We start from the raw sequence: 19,146 nt of genomic DNA, 5'->3' as shown, positions 1-19,146 counted from the left end.
GACGAAGGAGCTTAGTGAAAGGTGCAGTTTTGAAACAAGCGAGCGTACTTTGCTCGATTGGTTCAAAATGTGCCCACAACGTTCCAGTGTCTGTATCCCCGGGCCCCGGAGTCGGCATTGAACGTACAACCAAACTACTACTCCAACCCAAAAAGACTTCAATAACAAAAAGCAAATTGAAGTCTTTTTACTATCTAAAAACACCAAAATCAAAACATCTCCGAAATAACATCCAAAACTTCATAATTAGCATAACGGTTCAACTTTTCTAAAAACCCATCAAGTTCACCACTACTATGAAACGCCCCATGGATCATATAATTCATCTGCCCAGATATCTTGTAATGATGGCGAATAAAATTGCTATGCTCATCAATAAATTTGAGATATTTTTCATGACTAAAGTATTCCATCTGCGTTTCAATAAAAACTTGATGGGAGTAACCCATCTTTTCCAAGTTGACCTTGATAGTATAACGTTCAATGATACCTTCAGCTTCAAGTTGTTCGATACGAGTATTAACAGCAGGAGGGGGCATATTAACGATTTTTGCCAGTTCAGTTTTCGTGATCCGGCAGTTGCGATTGAGTTCTTTTAATATTTTTAAGTCGATATTATCCATATGATCCTCCTAGTAATATTAATATTGTACGATAATTGATCGAAAAAATTAATTAGGGAATCACCGTTACATCTTGACTGTAACGTGTAGTGATAGTTTATCGTTTTAAAAGTATTCAGTAATTATGAAGCTTTGTGGATTATAGCCAAATTTGTAGATCGATGTTGTACACTCAACATGAAATATTATTATGCTGATTTTTTGTTAAAAAGTTCAAAGATATTTATTATTAAAGTACGTGGATTTTAGAGAGGGGGAAATTAATTGATAACTTATAAGAACGTAGGGATGAAGTACGGTCAAAACACAATTTTACATGACGTCAATTTAAAGATCGGCGACGGGGAACTTTTCGTGCTCGTAGGCCCCAGTGGTAGCGGGAAAACCACTTTATTGCGGATGCTCAACAAGCTGACGGTGCCAACTGATGGGGATGTGTATTTCGAAGACCGCAAGATCAAAGAATATGACGTGCAAAAATTGCGTTTGGATATGGGCTACAAGATAGTAGTCTTTTCCCCAATCTAAACGTTGAAGATAATATCGCCATTCAATTGGAGCAAAAAGGTGTCTCTAAAGCTAAACGTCATCAACGAGCAGCAGAATTACTAGAGTCGGTCGAACTTGACCCAAAGAAATACGCCAAGCGGATGCCAGCCGAATTATCCGGTGGTCAACAACAACGGATCGCAATCATTCGGGCATTAGCAACGGAACCAAGTTTGATCTTGATGGATGAATCTTTTAGTGCCTTAGATCCGGTTTTACGAAAAAAGTCGCAAGATCTCGTGTTGAAATTACACCAACAATATCAAACGACGATCGTTTTCGTTACTCATGATATGCAAGAAGCTTTGCGAATGGGGCAACGGATCGCTGTTTTAAATAAAGGGGAGATCCAGCAAGTGGGAACTCCACATGAAATTATGCAGCATCCAGCTACAGACTTTGTGCGTCAATTTTTTGACATTAAAACACCACACTGGTGGGACATGGACTTCTTGGTTGCATCGAATACACTGCAGAAGATCACTTTCGACGAACAGTTGCCGGTCATTGATGACTTTAAAGAATTGATGAAGCAGTTAACGGAAAAAACTCAGCTAGACTTTCAATATCAAAAGGTAGGCTATTCCATGACATCACAAGGTCTTCTAGCTTACTTGAGTGAAGAAGGGGGCGTTCACTAATGCAAGTTTTGATGCAGACGATTGTTCAGCAACGAGGAGAAATTGCAAAATCATTGCTTCAACATATCGAGATCTCCTTCATTTCACTTTTGATTGCCATGTTGATCGCGATCCCGCTGGCTATTTGGCTGCGGAACCATCGCCGTTTTGGCGAGATCGGTTTACAGATCGCCGGGATCATTCAAACTATCCCTAGTTTGGCCCTCTTAGGACTCTTGATCCCACTAGTTGGTATCGGAACGGTGCCGGCGGTAGTGGCTTTGACGATGTATGCAATCATGCCGCTTTATCAAAATACTTACTCGGGATTGACTAATATCGATCCGAATTTAGAAGAAGCAGCTGTGGCCTTTGGTCTTTCAAAATGGAAACGACTGCAACGTTTAGAATTCCCATTAGCCTTACCAATGATCATTTCCGGTATTAGAATTGCCTTAGTCATGATCATCGGTACAGCCACTTTAGCAGCTTTCATCGGTGCTGGTGGTTTAGGTGATTACATCATGCTCGGTATCCAACAGAACAACAACTACTACTTGATCATTGGTGGTGTCTTGTCTGCCTTACTAGCCTTTATTTTTAGTGGCCTATTGAAGTACATGGGTTCGTCAAAAAAAAGGATCTATGGCGGTGGTATCGTTGTTCTATTGTTCTTATTAGGTATCGGCGGCAATCAAATTTATCAAGCTGTCAAACCACAACCGGTCAATATTACGATCGCGGGAAAACTAGGCAGTGAACCGGAAATCTTGATGAATATGTATAAAGATCTGATCAAGCAAGATCAGCCAAATGCCAACGTTACGCTAAAACCTAATTTTGGTGGAACCACTTTCTTATTTAAGGCATTGAAGAAAGATCAAGTCGATATTTATCCAGAATTTACCGGAACAGTTTTGGAATCGTTAGTTGATTACGATAAGAAAACTCCGAAAGACCCAACTAAGATCTATCAAATTGCTAAAAGTACTTTATCTAAGCAAGAAAAGATGACCTTCTTGGAACCAATGGAATACGAGAATGGCTATGATCTCGCGGTCACCAAAGAGTTTTCGAAGAAATATCACGTTACTAAACTAAGTGATCTCGAACGGGTCAACGACAAAGTCAAAGCCGCCTTTGATCCAGATTTCTCCAACCAACAAGACGGTTACTTAGGACTGAAAAAGAAATACAATTTAAACTTTGCTGAAGTCAACCGGATGGAACCTAGTTTGCGTTATAAAGCTATTGCTAACAAGCGGGTCAACTTAGTCGACGGTTATACGACCGATCCGCAAGTTCAGGAATACCATTTAGTGGTCTTAAAAGACGACAAGCACTTCTTCCCACCTTATCAAGGTGCTCCGTTGATGAATAGCGATTTTGCTGAAAAGAATCCCAAAGTCGTTAAGAGCTTGAACAGACTCAAAGGTAAGATCTCAACGGAAGATATGCAGAAGATGAATTATCAAGTCTCAGTTAAGAATAAAAAAGCGAGTGTCGTAGCTCACGATTATTTAGTTAAACACAATTTATTGGATAAATAATTTTTTAAAAGAAAGAACCCTCGTCTGATGCAAAAAACGCATCAAACGGGGTTCTGTTTTTTACGTTATTCTTCTGATAAAGCTTCACGAGGTAAGATGAGGTTCAATAAAATTCCCATTACGGTTGCGACACCGATACCAGTGAATTGGAAAGTCCCAATCTTTAGGTAGGCATTTCCGATACCGATAACAAGGATGACTGAAGCAATCATCAAATTTCTCTTCCGGTTGAAGTCGACTTTGTTGTCGACTAAGATCCTTAGACCACTTGAGGCAATAACACCGAAGAGGACAAAACTGATCCCACCAATTACTGGTCCAGGGATAGTTTGAATCAAGGCACTTAATTTACCGACGAATCCAAACAAGGCTGCAAAGATGGCTGCACCGATGATAACGTAGACACTAAAGATCTTGTTAACGGCCATAACACCAATGTTTTCACCATATGAAGTGATTGGTGGACCACCGACTAATCCAGCAAAGATCGAAGCGGTACCGTCACCAGCTAAAGTACGATGAAGTCCCGGATTTTTGAAGAAGTTGCGATGTGTCAATTCATCTAAGACCATAATGTGTCCCAAATGCTCAGCCATCGTTACAAAAGCAATGGGGGCAAAACTAAGTATCGCATCCCAATAAATTTTCTTAGGAGTGTAGCTAATATAAGGAAATTCAAAAGCAGGTAGTTTAAACCAAGGGGTTGAGGCTACTTTTGAAAAATCAACGATCCCCAAAGCAACGGAAAGGGCGTAACCACAAACGATCCCTAGAAGGATAGCGATGTTGCTCCAAAAGCCTTTGAGATACATATTGAATAAGACCGTTACTAATAAGGTAAAAATAGCGATACCGAAGTATTTCAGATCATACGTCTTACCATTGAGCATGGCATTGTTAGCGGCAGATCCAGCGACAGACAGACCGATTACAATAACAATCGGACCAACTACGATCGGTGGTAAAGCACGGTCGATCCAATCCGAACCGGCGATTCCAACGATCGTGGCGATGATCAAGTAAACTAAACCAACGGCGATGGTACCTTGAGCGACACCGTCATAACCAGCTGTTTTCATCAATGCCACCGAAGGGACGATGAAGGAAAAACTGGAACTCATATAAGCAGGGATCCGACCTTTAGTGATCAAGATGTGCAAGATCGTTCCGATACCGGAACTGAATAGGGCGATACTAGGATCGAGTCCTACTAATAGAGGAACTAAAACAGTTGCACCGAACATGGAGAAAAGATGCTGCAGTGAAAGCAGTGGCCAGCTGGCTAGCGGTGGACGTTCGTACAGGTCTAAGACCGCTTCTGGGTTACGATAGTTCTTGTCGTTTGTTTCCAATTGTGGTGCCCCCTATAACATTTTTTTGCAAAAAAATAGTCCTTTATCCCGTGATTGTGCCGAAATAAAAGACGTAAGTGTTCCTTATTAGCCTCGCGGGACTAAGATTAGAGGTTATTTGATTTTCTTTATGATATTAGATTTTGTGGGTGATGTCAATTGTGGAGTGAGTAGGGAGTTTTATAGAGGGTTGATTGCCGGTTCTGCGGGAGGGCTCCGGGAATTGCGCTGTGGAACGGTGTGGACGTCGATTTGAGATCCTCGAAGAAGTGCGCCTCGACGGTCTCAAATACGAGTCTTCCACTAAGCTCCTTCGTCGCCAAGTGGAATTTTACACCTGACAGCGAATTCCCTCCACCCTCCCGCAAAACCTAAGGTGGTGGACAACTCTCTTTCTGGTGGGGGGTATGGTACTTATCTATAGTCCGGTGGGTTGTTTGGTGGAATTTGGTGTACCTTTTATTTTTTTATCTTTCGATTATTATAGATTCTTCCTATCTTTTGGATATATTTAGTGGAAATTTACGGTTGCTAGTTAGATTTTAGTGGTAATGTGCTGGGTAAACCGCAATTTTTTCATATTTGACACTAAATTTGTCATTATCTCGTTAGATTCTTTTGGTTATTTGGGGATTATTTTGATAATTTTATTTATAAATTTGATAATTGTGATTTTTGGCATGACGGATTTTTTAAATTTCACAATCTTTTTTTTATTATTCATTTTTGAAAAATTTTCAAAATTATCGTTTTTTAAGGAATTTTTTGGAATTTATTATCTCGCTACGTCTTCCTTGACCTATCAAATAAAATATTAATTCAATATTATCAATAAAATGTTGTATTATTATGTAATTCTTCATATAACGTATAGTGCAATTAAAATTTAATTTATATGCCATAGTGTATATCATGTGAAAGTTTTTTTACATATTTCGGAGGGGAACGTGGAATCAGAACAAACTATTAGTATGGTACAAATTTGGAGCATTTTACGAAAACATGTCCGAGCAATTTTGGGAACGACTATTGTTGTTTTTATTGCTTCGGTATTTGTTACTTTTTTTGTAATGACGCCTAAGTACAGTGCAACGACTGAAATTCTTGTAAATCGTAAACTTTCAGCTGATATGCAAAGTGCACAGTTCCAACAGGTTCAGGCCGATATCCAAATGATCAGTACTTATAAAGATATTATTACTAGCCCCACGGTTTTAAATAGTGTTAATAAGGAGATCAAACAGTATCCGGGATATCCTGGGTCGATGGGGGCTTTGAAGGATTCTTTAGCGATTAAGAATTCTCAAGATTCACAAGTGTTTTCCGTGACGGCTACTTCGGAAGATCCGGGAACGGCTGCTGCGATGGCTAATTACACGGCCAAGGTCTTTAAGAAAAAAATCGTTAAGATCATGAGTATCAACAACGTTTCGATTGTTTCAACTGCTACGCCAAATCACAATCCTGTCAGTCCGAAGAAGACTTTGAATTTGCTGGCTGGGATTGCTTTAGGTCTACTTCTTGGTATCGTCTTGGCCTTTATTCGTGAGATCACTGATAAGACTGTTACAACAGAAGACTTTTTAACAAAAGATTTGGGCTTGACTAGTTTAGGGATAGTTGATGAAATTGACCAAATAGAAATTGAAAAAGCAGCTCAAGTTAAAAATGGACGTGCTCGAGCTGTCCACAGTCATGACGTAGGCGGTCACAGAAGGGTATAGCTGAAATGGGATTATTTAAGAGTAAAAAGAAGAAAATCGATAATTATAGTTTAAAGCACGGTGTAGGTTTAGTTACTTATAACGATCCGATGAGTACTGTGTCTGAACAATTCAAGACAATTCGGACTAATATCCAATTTTCATCTGTCGACAAGAAATTAAAATCTATTTTGTTTACTTCATCAGCCCGTTCAGAAGGGAAATCGACTGTCAGCAATAATATGGCAGTAACACAAGCTAAACAAGGTGACCGCGTTCTTTTGATCGATGCTGACTTACGTCGTCCCATCATGCACAAAACTTTTAATCTCAATAATGGTTATGGTCTATCGAACTACTTATCAGGAAACGCTAGACTCGAAGATATTGTGCAACGGACGATGATCGACAACTTGTTCGTCATTACTAGTGGACCGATCCCACCAAATCCATCTGAATTACTAGGAAGCGTGCGTACGCAGCAGCTTTTGGACAGTTTGAGCCAGCAATTTGATCTATTGATCTTAGATGCGCCACCAGTCAATGCTGTTACAGACTCACAAGTGTTAGGCAGTATGGTAGACGGGGTTATTTTAGTAATCCCTCAAGGAATCGCCAAAAAATCAGGCGTGGCCCGTGCTAAACAATTACTGGAAACAGTCCATGCAAATATTTTGGGATTTGTGATGAATCGTGTCAGTGAAACTAGTAGTAGCAAGTACGGCGGATATTACGGAGCTTATAAGAAGTGAAATTGATCGACCTGCACTGTCATATTTTACCCGGGGTTGATGATGGAGCTCAAGATATGCAGATGGCACTAACTTTAGCAAAAGCAGCCGTTGATGAAGACATTAGTCACATTTTGGTGACACCCCATCATATGGACGGCGTTTATCTCAATCATCGCCAAGATGTTATCGAGCATACAGCAGCCTTTCAAAATGAGCTAGCAATGAATCAAATACCACTAGTTGTGTTTCCAGGACAAGAAGTTCATTTAACAGGGCAACTACCAGCTGCTATCGAAGCTTCTGACATCTTGTTTATGGATGAAACTGATCGATATTTATTATTAGAACTACCGCATAGTGGAGTGCCTGAATATACCAACAAGATGCTGTTTGATTTGATTGCTCAGGGAATTACCCCGGTATTAGCTCATCCCGAGCGAAACGCGGGTTTTCAAAAAGATCCAAATAAATTATATGACTTAGTCAAAATGGGATGTTTGACCCAAATAACAGCTAGTAGCTATTTAGGCGTATTTGGTTCAAAAGTCCAACAACTGACTGAAAAAATAGTTAAAGCTGACCAAGGCTACATCTTTGCTTCGGATGCCCATAACTTTGAGGGGAGAAGATTCTTGATGAAAGAAGCTTTTTCAAAGCTAGCAAATGAAGAAGGACAAGACAAAGCCAAACTATTCAATGAAAATGCCAAAAACATTATCAATGGGGATGATGTCGTGCGTATGAATAGTCAAAAAATAACAAAGGTACCTAAGAAAAAGCGATTTTGGTTGTTTTAGGGATATAGGTACATGTGTTGAGAGGGGATTAATATGGATTATACTAATGGCCAAAGTAAAAACGCTACCATAAAATTACATTATCATAGAGAGAAATGTTTTTATAAAGTCACTAAGCGTTTATTTGATTTTTTCGCCAGTTTGATCGGGTTGATATTGTTATCGCCACTATTGTTGATCGTGGCAATTGCCGTCAAATTGGAAGATTCCAAAGGACCAGTTTTTTACTCACAAATCAGGATCGGTAAAAATAAAAAACCTTTTAAAATGTATAAATTCCGATCAATGATCGTCGACGCCGATGACCGCTTGAAAGAATTGCTAGATAAAAACGAGATCGAAGGCGCCATGTTCAAAATGAAACAAGATCCAAGAGTAACAAAAGTAGGTGCCTTCATTCGTAAATATAGCATCGACGAATTACCACAACTATTTAACGTCTTACGAGGAAACATGAGCTTAGTGGGACCAAGACCACCCTTGCCATACGAAGTAGATAAATACACCGACCACGATATGTTGAGATTGATCGTCAAACCGGGTTGTACCGGATTGTGGCAGATCAGCGGTCGTAATTCAGTCAGCTTCCACGAAATGGTCGAATTAGATCTGCAGTACATCGCTAAGCGTAGCTTTTTGTTTGATATTTATGTGCTGTTCAAGACAGTAGCTGTATTTATCCATCCAAACGCAGCTTACTAAGAGGTGACAACATGAAAGTTTGTTTAGTTGGGTCTAGTGGGGGACACTTGACCCATTTATATTTATTGAAGAAATTTTGGAAAAATGAAAATCGGTTTTGGGTCACTTTTGATAAAGAAGATGCTAATAGTCTTCTAAAAAATGAAAAGAAATACAATTGCTATTATCCAACCAATCGAAATATCAAAAATTTAATCAGAAATACTTTTCTTGCGATTAAAGTATTAAGAAAAGAACGGCCAGACTTAATCATCTCTTCAGGTGCAGCTGTTGCCGTTCCCTTTTTCTATATAGGCAAATTATTTGGTGCCAAGACAGTTTACATTGAAGTTTTCGATAGGATCGATAAACCAACATTGACGGGGAAATTAGTCTACCCGATCACAGACTTATTTGTCGTACAATGGGAAGAAATGAAACAAGTGTATCCCAAGGCCGTTAATTTAGGGGGTATCTTCTAATGATCTTTGTCACAGTAGGGACACATGAGCAACCATTCAATCGTTTGATCCAAAAAATAGATGAAATGGTCAAAAATAAAATTATTCAAGAAGAAGTTTTTGTCCAGATCGGCTATTCAACTTATGAGCCGAAAAATTACAAATGGAGCAAGCTACTATCACCTGAAGAAATGGACTATTATATGAAAGAAGCCGATACCGTCATCTGTCACGGTGGACCGGCAACGTTCATGAAAGCATTGTCTCTAGGTAAAAAAACCATCGTCGTTCCTCGACAAAAGAAATATGATGAACATGTTAATGATCATCAATTGGTTTTTGCAGAGAGAGTGAAGGATAAAGGCTACAGCATTATTCCTATTAAAAATATTGAAGATTTAGAAGACGCACTCAGTAAGACTGATTCAAACGAGATCGGGTTCAGTTCTAATAATGATAAATTTATTCAAGAATTCGAAAAGAGAATCCAAGATTTAATGTAAATTATGTTTTTTTGAAATATTTGATTGACGGGGGCAACTCTTATTGATAAGTAGACAGTGGAATTCAGAAATTCCAATTAAATATATAATCAGTCTATTAATGTTATTCATTAGCTTCTTTTATTCAGCAATGTCTGGATTATTTTGGATAGCATTATTTTTTGCTATTGTATCTGGTTATTATATTAGTACCTTAAAAATTAGAAGAGAATTGATTTTATATTCAATAATATTGGTCCTAGTCTTTCAGAATTTTGTAATCGGTGTGGGCGCACACATTGCCTCAAACACCACCGGATTAAGTTATTTGACCCAAGTACCACTATTCTTTGTTGTTGGAATCTTTTTAGGAAGTGGTCTCAAAAACATCGAGTATGAGCGGAGTATGTTGTACTTCATTTTATTGCTCGTATTTACAGCAGTGTCCCTTTTAGTAGGTAGGGGAACATTCAACGCCATCTTTGCTAACCTTCGGAACTTGGTATTTTTCTATGTGGTTTATTACATTTCGAAAAAGACCATGAAAAAGGAATTTTCGATGCCGTATTTTGTTTCAAAATTAGTCTTGCTGGGCTTATTCATATTAATAGTCGGAATAGTTTTATTGATTGGTGGATTTCCTCTATACAAAATGATCGGTGTAAATGAGGTTTATGTTGCGAAAAGTGCCTCAATTAATGCATTATCTTTGACTTCATTGGACGATAGATTTTTCACAGATATAATTGGTTTCTCCGTTGACAGAATGGGATCGTTATACTATGAGCCAGTTAGCTTAGGCTACTTGTTAGTTGGTATGTACTTGTTTATCGCATTATTTGATTGGACCAAAGATTTAGTAGTTAAGAACGTATCAAAAATTATTTTGTTGATTGGAATAATTTTATCGTTTGGAAAAGGATCCTTTTTGATTTTGCTGTTGTCAATTTGTGCACCATTGTTGCACAGATTTTTCAAAAAATTATTTTCCACAAGCAACGATAATTTAGTGTTTAATATTTCTGTTGTATTGATTCCTATTCTTGTATATTTCTTTAGCACGTATTACAATGCTGTTTTCGGTGGGGCTGTAGGTAACCATTTTATGGCTATTGCCCAAACTTGGCCAAATATACTATCAGCACCGTTGGGGCATGGATTGGGAACTGGTGGGAACGCATCGAAAACATTTAGTAGCGTTGGGCCAATAACTAGTAATGAGTGGTTAAGTACTGGAGGAGAAACGGCACTGCTTTCATTTGGTTATCAAATTGGTTTATTGGGTATGATTGCACTTATTCTCACCTTTCTTGCGATATCAAAGAAACTATTGAGGAATATGAGCAACTATATGAATTTGCGTAAGAATTCTGTTATAACCCTTATTTATTTACCAGCTATCATAGTTATTACTAGTATCTTCCAAGATAATACCTTTGCTCCACAATGTATATCCATTTATATGATGCTATTAGCTGCCCCAAATATTTATTTAAAAACTGATGCTTAATTTTAAAGGAGAAAGCATGATACCAAGAACAATACACTACTGCTGGTTTGGTGGTGAACCACTACCCACTAAGGTTAAACGAAACATCGAGTCTTGGAAAAAGCAATGTCCGAATTATGAAATAATTCAGTGGAATGAAAGTAATTATGACACTAGTTCAAATGATTATATATCACAAGCTTATGAAAGAGGCAAATACGCTTTTGTTACAGATTATGCTCGTTTGGATATAATTCAAAAGCATGGTGGAATTTATTTAGATACTGATGTGGAGCTTATTAAACCTTTAGATTATTTTTTAGATTACGATGCTTTTTTTGCCATGGAAGAAGCTGGTACTGTTGCAACAGGGCTAGGCTTTGGAGCTGTTGAAAATAGTGATATTTTAGAAAAGTTGAAGAAACAATACGATGGTCAGAGTTTCTTCGATAACGGCAAAGAAAATTTGAAAACTTGTATAGAGTATTCGGCACCAATATTTGAAGGATTGGGAATCTCCAATGATAATAAAACCCAATATTTTGATAAGTCGCGTATTGCCGTATTTGCCACGGAAGTTTTTTGTCCACAGTCGATAGAAACTGGGAAAACTACAATAACGGATAAAACCGTTTCGATTCATCACTATGATTCTAGTTGGAAAAAACATCCACAGATGAGCAAATTTTTTACTAAATATAAAGTTAGAATTAGAAAAACAATAGACAAGATATTTGGCAAGGGAACTTATAACAAAATAAAAACTCGCATACTGAAATAATCTTAGCTGTCAATTAGAGGAGAGATAAAGATGGGGAAGGTCAAGCCGTTTTTTAGTGTAATTATTCCTGTATACAACTCGTCAGAATATTTACAAAAATGTATTAGTTCCATATTGTGCCAGGAATTTCAGGATTATGAAGCTATATTTGTTGATGATGGTTCAAGTGATGAATCGATCAGTATAATTTCTAAGTACATCAAGCAACATCATAATTTCAAACTAATTAAGCAAGAGAATCTGGGAGTTTCTGCCGCCAGAAATAATGGTTTAAAAAATGCTACTGGTCAATACATTATGTTTATGGATTCTGATGATTATTGGGTAAATGATATTTTAAAGCGATTGAATAAAGTTCTGTCATCTCATAAATCTGTTGACATCCTTTTTTTTAACATTTTCGAGGATATAGATAATACCTTCAAATACCATCATGTATCATCAGAATTCTTGGGTGAAAACTTGTCAAAAAAAGCTGCAATTGAAGGGATACTTTCTAATAAGGGTTATCGTGGATATTCCTTCAATAAGGTATTTAAAAATACTTGCATTGGAAAGAATAAATTTGACGAGAGTATAACTTATTTGGAAGATATGTTATTCAATATAACTTGCGTTCAAAATGCAACAAAATTTATGGGCATAGACGATTGCTTGTATGCATATAGGTGGAGGCAAACATCTGTAGTGAATACTTTCGGTCCATCACACATGACTATTTTTGAAGCATTACAAAAGATTGATGCATTGGTACCAGGCGAATTTCATGATGCAATCCTTGTTAAGGAAAAATTTACATGTATTGATTTTGCATCCAGATTTATTTTCAAAAATAAAATAAAATATAATTCTTTTAAAGATAAATTTCATAAAAAAAAGAAGATATACAGATTGAAAAAATTTGGACTTGGGAAAACCGAACTTTTACCATTAATATTAGGTAATTTTAGTTTTACTATTTCTGTTTTGACATTGAATTTAATAAAAAAAATAAAAGAACGGTAACAAATATTCTTTTATTTGAAAAGTTATTAATTAGGAAATCAAGAGGTTAAATTTGAAAAATGAAAATCGCCATAAGCACGCTAACAGGTTACGGAAATTATGGAAATAGACTTCAAAATTATGCTTTACAACATACTCTAGAATTAATGGGAAACCAAGTTGTGACAATTAGAAACACTACTAATCCCAGTGAGATGATATTGAAGAAGAAGGTTAGACAACGATTTGGTGATAATTCATCTTTAACATTGTTATTGAAAAAGTTATTATCGCTTTTTTCTCATTCAAAAAAGTTAAATTATAATAGGACCATTAGTTTTTTGAGTTTTACAAAGAAGTATATAAATGAATCCGACTTTGAAATTAATGAAAACACCGATAAATTTGATTTTGATAAATATATTGATTGTTATGTGATTGGAAGTGATCAAGTTTGGAATTATGCTTTTCCTAGCTTTTCCAAATTTGATTTCGTAGAATATTCGATTAAACCAAAAATAAGTTATGCTGCTTCATTTGGTGTTAGTGAAATTCCAGAATATTTACGGGACTTTTACCGGACCGGTTTGAACGGTATTGACTATATCTCAGTTCGGGAGACCTCAGGGAAGAAAATTGTCTCTGATCTAACAGATATCAAAGCAACGGTTGTACTGGATCCAACTTTATTATTATCAAAAGAAGACTGGCAAGAAATCTCCACTAAAAAGCTGTATTCAAAGAAGTTTATCGTGGTTTATTTTTTAGATGAAATTTCCAAAGATGATTTATCGTACATACAAAAATATGCTGAGAGCAATAATTGTTTAATCAAACGAATGTTTTCCCGTGATGATGAAGAACTATGGGAATCAGGTCCCGATGAATTTATTAACTTATTCAGTCAAGCTGAAGCAGTATTTACTGATTCGTTCCATGCCGTAGCGTTCTCTATTATCTTCAACAAATACTTCGAAGTGTTCGAGCGAAACTTCAAAGGACCATCAATGAATTCTCGAATCGACACGTTATTAGACGATTTGGATTTGACTGACAGATGGCATTCAAAATCTGGCAATTCTACTTCAATCGATTATTCCAAGGCTATGGAATTGTTAAAAATCAGAAAAAAAGAGTCACTTTCTTTTTTGGAAAATTCTTTAAAGGAAGTAGAAAGGAAGATCAATGGGTAATCAGAGAAAGCTTGGCGCGGCTTTATCATATATAAATATCATCGCCAAGAACTTGGTTACTTTTTTGTATGTACCTTTTCTACTGAGGTTTGTTGGTCAGGCGAATTACGGCCTGTTTCAAATGACTAACTCAGTTATGGTTAGTCTAAGCCTCTTGTCCATGGGTTTTTCCAGTGCTTATGTTAAGTTCTACATTACCTACAAGGTGAATAAGCAATACGATCAGTTAAAAAAGCTAAATGCTTTATATTTAATACTTTTTGGCGCAATTAGCGTTATTGCTATGATCATTGGTGCGGTGCTAGTAATAAATACTGGGGCAATTTTTGGTAGGAGTTTGACAGCATCAGAAGTTCGGCTGACTACTTATTTGATGGCGATTATGGTATTTGATGTTGCCATCACTTTCATATCATCAGTGTTTGATTCAAATATCACCGTAAATGAGCAGTTCATCTTTCAACAAAGCAGACAGTTGATGCAAACTTTCTTAGTACCAATAATTTGTATTCCATTAGTTTTGATGGGAGTTGGTGTTCTTTCCATCGCGATAACGCAAATTTCCGTGACGATCTTATTCTTGCTTATTAATATCAATTACTGTCTTAATAAGTTAAATATGAGTTTCGACTTTCGAAATATCGATTTTTCATTGTTAAAGGAATTAGGATTGTTTTCTTTTTTCATCTTCCTAAATCAGATTGTCGATTTAGTTAATAATAATGTTCCCAATTTTATTTTAGGGATGTTTCAAGGAGCTAAAATGGTTGCAACTTTTGCCATTGCCGTTCAAGTGAAAAATATGTTCTTTATGTTGTCGACGTCCTTATCAAGTGTATTCGTACCGAAGGTCAATCAATTAGTTAATTTATATAAAAGCAAAACTGTGTTAACCGATTTGATGATCAAAGTGGGTCGCATGCAAATGGCACTGCTCTTCTTTGTGTTAGGTGGCTTTATTGTCGTAGGAAAATTTTTCGTCCGTATTTGGGCAGGAGCAGAGAATGTCGAAGCCTATTATTTGATCATCTTGATGGTTTTACCGTCAATCATTCCACTGTGTCAAAACGTCGGCATTGAGATTCAGAGAGCAATGAACAAGCACATTTTTAGATCAATAGTTTACGTGGTCTTTGCAATCGTTAATATTGTGATTACGATTTTTGGCTCAATTTATTTTGGACTTATTGGTGCTTCAATGGGATATGTGATCACGATTCTTTGTGCCAATGGAATTGCCATGAATTGGTATTATTCTAAAAAGATGGGATTAGAAATTGGTCGCTACTGGAGTGAAACAACAAAGATTCTAATTCCTTTTGCAGTAGCAACTATCCCGTTGATTTTCCTCCAAAGTAATATCGCAGTAAATTCCTTTACGCGTTTTATCATCTTTGGTTTAGTTTATTCATTTATCTATATTGCAATTTATTTGAGATTCACGATCAACAGTACAGAAAAACAGCTTTTGTTAGGATTCTTTAAAAGATAATCGAAAGGGAGTAATGGTATTTGAGTGATTTTGCGGATATTTATGACAAGATTGTTAAAAACAAATATGATTTTGGCACAGGTTCTTGGGCAGTCGTAAACGATAATATTGAGATGAAATTTGATAAATATGGCGAGTATCATCCTTATCAAAAAAACCAGCATTATCAATATTCTGAAGCAGAAGTAGACCAGCTAAGACAGGCTTGTTTGTCGACTAGTGAATTAAATGAGTCTGACATCGCCAAGCAATTATTCTCTTCAGTGAAAGGAATCAAACATGATGATGATCTGGGCTATTATTCAGGTTTGTATGTTGGCCACGTTACTGAGGGTGATTTCCGAAGTAACGGAAGTTCGGGTGGTTTTGGAACATGGATCTTATCGCAGCTGTTAAAAAGCAATGAGGTTGATTTTGTAATAAATGTTGTCGAATCTCACGACAGCGGCAAACTATTTAAATACAGCATCAGCAATAGTTTAGACGGTGTAAAAAGCGGCGCTAAAACCAAATATTATCCTGTAGAATTTTCAGAAGTCATCAACGTGCTTAAGGAAACTCCAGGTAGGTATGCCATCGTTGGTTTGCCAAGTTTCATTATGGAATTGCGTTTGTTAGCTGAGCTTGATCCGATTATCAAAGAAAGATTGAAATACACTGTAGGCTTAGTATGTGGGCATCAGAAATCTACCAAATTTGCAGAATTTTTAGCATGGCAGTGCGGGATTAAACCAGGTAGTTTAGAAAAAATCAATTTTAGGAAGAAACAAGCCGATTATCCAGCTGACAGATACGCCATTGAGGTCACTGGGAAGGTAAATGGTGAAACGCAAACGATCGTTAAAGAAATGCGTGATTTAGTCGGCAATGATTGGGGACAAGGCTTTTTCAAGGTCAGAGCTTCTGATTTTACAGATGATGTCATGAATGAAACCGCTGACATAACTTTGGGTGATGCATGGTTACCTGAGTATACTCAAGATAGTCTGGGTAATAATATTCTTATCGTAAGAAATCCCACAATTCAACAAATCATTTCTGACGGCATTAGAGACAACAAGGTATCGGTTGATGCTGTAAACGCGTCGACTATTTATCGATCACAAGCGTCTCATTTTAAACATACTAAATATGAATTAGCCTATCGATTATTTAAGAAACAAAAGAATCACGAATGGTATCCTGAAAAAAGGATCCAACCAAGTTCAGATATTTCTTTGATCAGAAGAAAAATCCAAGATCAGAGAGAAACTATCTGTTTCAATATTCCTAAATATTATCAAGTTGCGTTATCCAAAAACGACATGCAGTATTTCATTAATAATGCCAATAAATTATCAGCGCAGTACAAACGAATATATTTAGGTAAAAGGATAATTTCTAAATTAAAACGGATTTTACATCTGAAAAATTAGATAAATTATTAACAATCTAATAAATAATCATCGTATTTCCTCAAGTTAGGGTTAAAATAATAGTAAAGATATTTTTATGAATTGGTAAAAATTATAGAGGGTAAATATATGCACAGTAAAAAAAGAAGAAACATACAGTCAGAAATATTTGTATGTTGATCGTCTTGCTATTTGTCGTGGTGGGGGCCGCGTTTGGTATTACACGTTATCGCGGTATTAAGAATTCTGCTGATAGTTCGTTCGCACCTTCCGGCGTTACAAAGCACCGTAACGTTTAATCGAGTTTGGATAACAAGAAACCTATTTCCGTTTTGTTAATGGGTGTCGATACAAATACTTCGGTAAAAAATTATCAAGATGAAACTAAGAGTATGATGATCGTGACGCTGAATCCAAGATCTAATAGGACAACTATCACAAGTATTCCTCATGATATTGCTCTTAAAAAGATCCCAGGTTCAGATAGTACCAATCCGGCAACGATCGGTTCAGCCTACGCTGTCAAGGGGACTGAAACGGCAATTCCATCAGTCGAAAAGCTCTTCAACATTCCGATCGACTACTATGCACTGATCAATATGCGGGGGATCGGTAAAGCTATCAACAAAGTTGGTGGAGTCGAAGTGACGCCAAAGACTAATTTTTCATCAGACGGTTATTCCTTTGAAGCAGATGAACAAACGCATATGGATGGTGAGAAAGCCATGGCTTACATCCGTTCTCATGTGAATGGTGAAGCTGATCGCCAGTCGCGGCAAAGACAGGTCCTAATGGGATTAGTAGCGAAAAGTAAGAAAATTTCTACCATCTTCGACCAAGATTTGATAGATACCATAACGAAACAAGTCAAGACGGATCTGACATTTGATAGGATGAAAGCCCTAGCAAAAAATTATCGTTCCGTAGGCAAAAAAATTACCGATGATTCTGTAGATGGGACTGAAATTAAGGTCGATGGTGAAAAGATGAAGGCAGTTGATAAGTCAGAATTGCAACACGCTACCAACATCATGCGCGATAATTTGGACTTAGATCAAAAAGATACAGGCAATCTCGAATATGTCGTTAAACCAACACCAAAAGTTGTGAAATAGAAAAAGGCTTCCAGAAGGAGGCCTTATTTTTTTATTAAAAATTTGGTGAGTAAATCACTAACGATTATCTTCAATTTTAACTTATAATAGTATATAACTATTTCGTTTATGTAAAGGTGAGAATGCAATGTCTAATTTAACTAACAAAGTTCCTGAAAAAGATGTTCAAAATGTCTTCAATTCTATCGCTGGTAATTACGATAAGTTGAATTCAATCATGAGTTTAGGTACGCACAACAAGTGGCGCATTCAAGCGACTGATATGATCAAAGGCAACCCGATGGATATCCTGGACCTATGCTGCGGTACAGCCGACTGGAGCATCGTCTTAGCTGAAAAATATCCGGAGTCACACATAATCGGACTAGATTTCAGTTCAGAAATGCTAAAAGTTGGACAAGAAAAAGTCACAGCTTCCGGATTAAATAACATCCAATTAAAACAAGGAAATGCCATGGATCTAGACTATCCAGACAATACCTTCGACGTAGTAACCATCGGCTTTGGCTTAAGAAACGTCCCTGATGCCAACAAAGTATTGAAGGAAATCCGCCGGATCCTAAAACCAGGAGGCCAGCTGATCTGTCTAGAAGCCTTCAAAGTAGACACACCAGTAATAAAATGGGGCTGGAAGCTATACTTTAACGAAATCATGCCAGCAATGGGCAAAGTATTCGCCTCAAGAAAGCAAGAATACCAATACCTAGACGATTCCGTAAACAAATTCGTCTCCATCCAGAAATTAGTAAGAATGTACAGAGACGCCGGCTTCATAAACATCAGAGTCCACACTTTCATGATGAAATCAGCAGCCATCCATTACGGAGTAAAACCAAAGTAAAAAACAAAAGCAACAAAAAAGAAGACAAATCTCAAAATGAGATTTGTCTTTTCCTTTGACCTAGACTTTGCTTTGGTTTTGATTTTGATCTTACCAATTCAGAAGAACCTTGAGATAGACATGTGAGAAATAGGAAGCAAGAGAAGTGCCAATTTAACCAAAAAGAATCGGAAACGCCCACCAAGAAGCAGTATTTCCAAACTCTATCAAGGTGGAGGGGCGGGGCGTTATATGGGTTCAGTAGCCAAATTCCTCTTGGCGACGAAGGAGCTTAGAGGAAGACTCGTATTTGAAATGCCCGGGTG

17 protein-coding genes and 1 pseudogene are annotated in these 19,146 nt (G+C 37.0%); 16 read left to right on the top strand and 2 right to left on the bottom strand.

The features are described 5' to 3' along the window. Window positions 1-209 precede the first annotated feature (209 nt). Window positions 210-623, bottom strand: coding sequence for an Lrp/AsnC family transcriptional regulator (locus EKM78_RS09770; RefSeq protein ID WP_125771781.1), 414 nt, complete (start codon window positions 621-623; stop codon window positions 210-212). Between the two features lie 264 nt (window positions 624-887). Here EKM78_RS09770 and EKM78_RS09765 point away from each other — a divergent pair. Together EKM78_RS09765 and EKM78_RS09760 are read left to right on the top strand one after the other, a co-directional pair. Continuing rightward, a pseudogene (locus EKM78_RS09765) lies at window positions 888-1,813 on the top strand (ATP-binding cassette domain-containing protein). Continuing rightward, window positions 1,813-3,342, top strand: coding sequence for an ABC transporter permease/substrate-binding protein (locus EKM78_RS09760; protein ID WP_125771780.1), 1,530 nt, complete (start codon window positions 1,813-1,815; stop codon window positions 3,340-3,342). The pseudogene EKM78_RS09765 and the gene EKM78_RS09760 overlap by 1 nt, the downstream one beginning before the upstream one ends. Before the next feature lie 65 nt (window positions 3,343-3,407). Here the strand turns inward: EKM78_RS09760 and EKM78_RS09755 are convergent, their stop codons facing one another. Then, window positions 3,408-4,694, bottom strand: a complete 1,287-nt coding sequence (locus EKM78_RS09755; protein WP_125771778.1) for a uracil-xanthine permease family protein — start codon at window positions 4,692-4,694, stop codon at window positions 3,408-3,410. Between the two features lie 947 nt (window positions 4,695-5,641). On the opposite strand from EKM78_RS09755, the gene EKM78_RS09750 reads away from it, so the two are divergent. The 14 genes from EKM78_RS09750 (at window position 5,642) to EKM78_RS09685 (ending at window position 18,841) form a co-directional block, all read left to right on the top strand. Beyond that, the gene (locus tag EKM78_RS09750) at window positions 5,642-6,418 is read left to right on the top strand and encodes a YveK family protein (protein WP_125771776.1); all 777 of its coding nucleotides are present in this window, start codon (window positions 5,642-5,644) and stop codon (window positions 6,416-6,418) included. Window positions 6,419-6,423: 5 nt separating this feature from the next. Continuing rightward, window positions 6,424-7,149 (top strand): CpsD/CapB family tyrosine-protein kinase, encoded by a 726-nt coding sequence (locus EKM78_RS09745; RefSeq protein WP_125771774.1) that lies wholly within the window; start codon window positions 6,424-6,426, stop codon window positions 7,147-7,149. After that, a complete protein-coding gene (locus tag EKM78_RS09740; protein WP_125771772.1) occupies window positions 7,146-7,928 on the top strand; it encodes a tyrosine-protein phosphatase in 783 nt (260 codons plus the stop codon). Before EKM78_RS09745 ends, EKM78_RS09740 begins: the two co-directional genes overlap by 4 nt. Before the next feature lie 33 nt (window positions 7,929-7,961). After that, window positions 7,962-8,630 carry a sugar transferase gene (locus tag EKM78_RS09735; RefSeq protein WP_125771770.1) on the top strand — a complete coding sequence of 223 codons (669 nt, stop codon included), beginning with the start codon at window positions 7,962-7,964 and terminating at the stop codon, window positions 8,628-8,630. 11 nt (window positions 8,631-8,641) lie between these two features. Continuing rightward, window positions 8,642-9,091: a PssD/Cps14F family polysaccharide biosynthesis glycosyltransferase gene (gene pssD, locus EKM78_RS09730; protein WP_125771768.1), complete on the top strand. Its 450-nt coding sequence runs from the start codon at window positions 8,642-8,644 to the stop codon at window positions 9,089-9,091. Further along, the gene (gene pssE, locus EKM78_RS09725) at window positions 9,091-9,573 is read left to right on the top strand and encodes a PssE/Cps14G family polysaccharide biosynthesis glycosyltransferase (protein ID WP_125771766.1); all 483 of its coding nucleotides are present in this window, start codon (window positions 9,091-9,093) and stop codon (window positions 9,571-9,573) included. Before pssD ends, pssE begins: the two co-directional genes overlap by 1 nt. 43 nt (window positions 9,574-9,616) lie before the next feature. Further along, window positions 9,617-11,062, top strand: a complete 1,446-nt coding sequence (locus tag EKM78_RS09720) for a hypothetical protein (protein ID WP_125771764.1) — start codon at window positions 9,617-9,619, stop codon at window positions 11,060-11,062. A 16-nt stretch (window positions 11,063-11,078) separates the two neighbouring features. Continuing rightward, on the top strand, window positions 11,079-11,822 hold the full coding sequence (locus EKM78_RS09715) for a glycosyltransferase family 32 protein (protein ID WP_125771762.1): 744 nt from the start codon (window positions 11,079-11,081) through the stop codon (window positions 11,820-11,822). Between the two features lie 30 nt (window positions 11,823-11,852). Next, the gene (locus EKM78_RS09710) at window positions 11,853-12,827 is read left to right on the top strand and encodes a glycosyltransferase family 2 protein (protein ID WP_125771760.1); all 975 of its coding nucleotides are present in this window, start codon (window positions 11,853-11,855) and stop codon (window positions 12,825-12,827) included. 59 nt (window positions 12,828-12,886) lie between these two features. Then, window positions 12,887-13,999 (top strand): polysaccharide pyruvyl transferase family protein, encoded by a 1,113-nt coding sequence (locus tag EKM78_RS09705; RefSeq protein WP_125771758.1) that lies wholly within the window; start codon window positions 12,887-12,889, stop codon window positions 13,997-13,999. Next, the gene (locus tag EKM78_RS09700; protein WP_125771756.1) at window positions 13,992-15,491 is read left to right on the top strand and encodes a lipopolysaccharide biosynthesis protein; all 1,500 of its coding nucleotides are present in this window, start codon (window positions 13,992-13,994) and stop codon (window positions 15,489-15,491) included. Before EKM78_RS09705 ends, EKM78_RS09700 begins: the two co-directional genes overlap by 8 nt. Before the next feature lie 20 nt (window positions 15,492-15,511). Next, a complete protein-coding gene (locus EKM78_RS09695; protein ID WP_125771753.1) occupies window positions 15,512-16,906 on the top strand; it encodes a Coenzyme F420 hydrogenase/dehydrogenase, beta subunit C-terminal domain in 1,395 nt (464 codons plus the stop codon). Window positions 16,907-17,190: 284 nt separating this feature from the next. Then, a complete protein-coding gene (locus EKM78_RS09690) occupies window positions 17,191-18,000 on the top strand; it encodes an LCP family protein (protein ID WP_125771751.1) in 810 nt (269 codons plus the stop codon). A 127-nt stretch (window positions 18,001-18,127) separates the two neighbouring features. Beyond that, on the top strand, window positions 18,128-18,841 hold the full coding sequence (locus EKM78_RS09685; RefSeq protein ID WP_125771749.1) for a demethylmenaquinone methyltransferase: 714 nt from the start codon (window positions 18,128-18,130) through the stop codon (window positions 18,839-18,841). Window positions 18,842-19,146 lie beyond the last annotated feature (305 nt).

This window comes from Companilactobacillus furfuricola, assembly GCF_003946325.1.
GTDB classification, from domain to species: domain Bacteria; phylum Bacillota; class Bacilli; order Lactobacillales; family Lactobacillaceae; genus Companilactobacillus; species Companilactobacillus furfuricola.
Note: the sequence above shows the minus strand (reverse complement) of the source record. Positions and strands in the feature narration are given on the sequence as shown.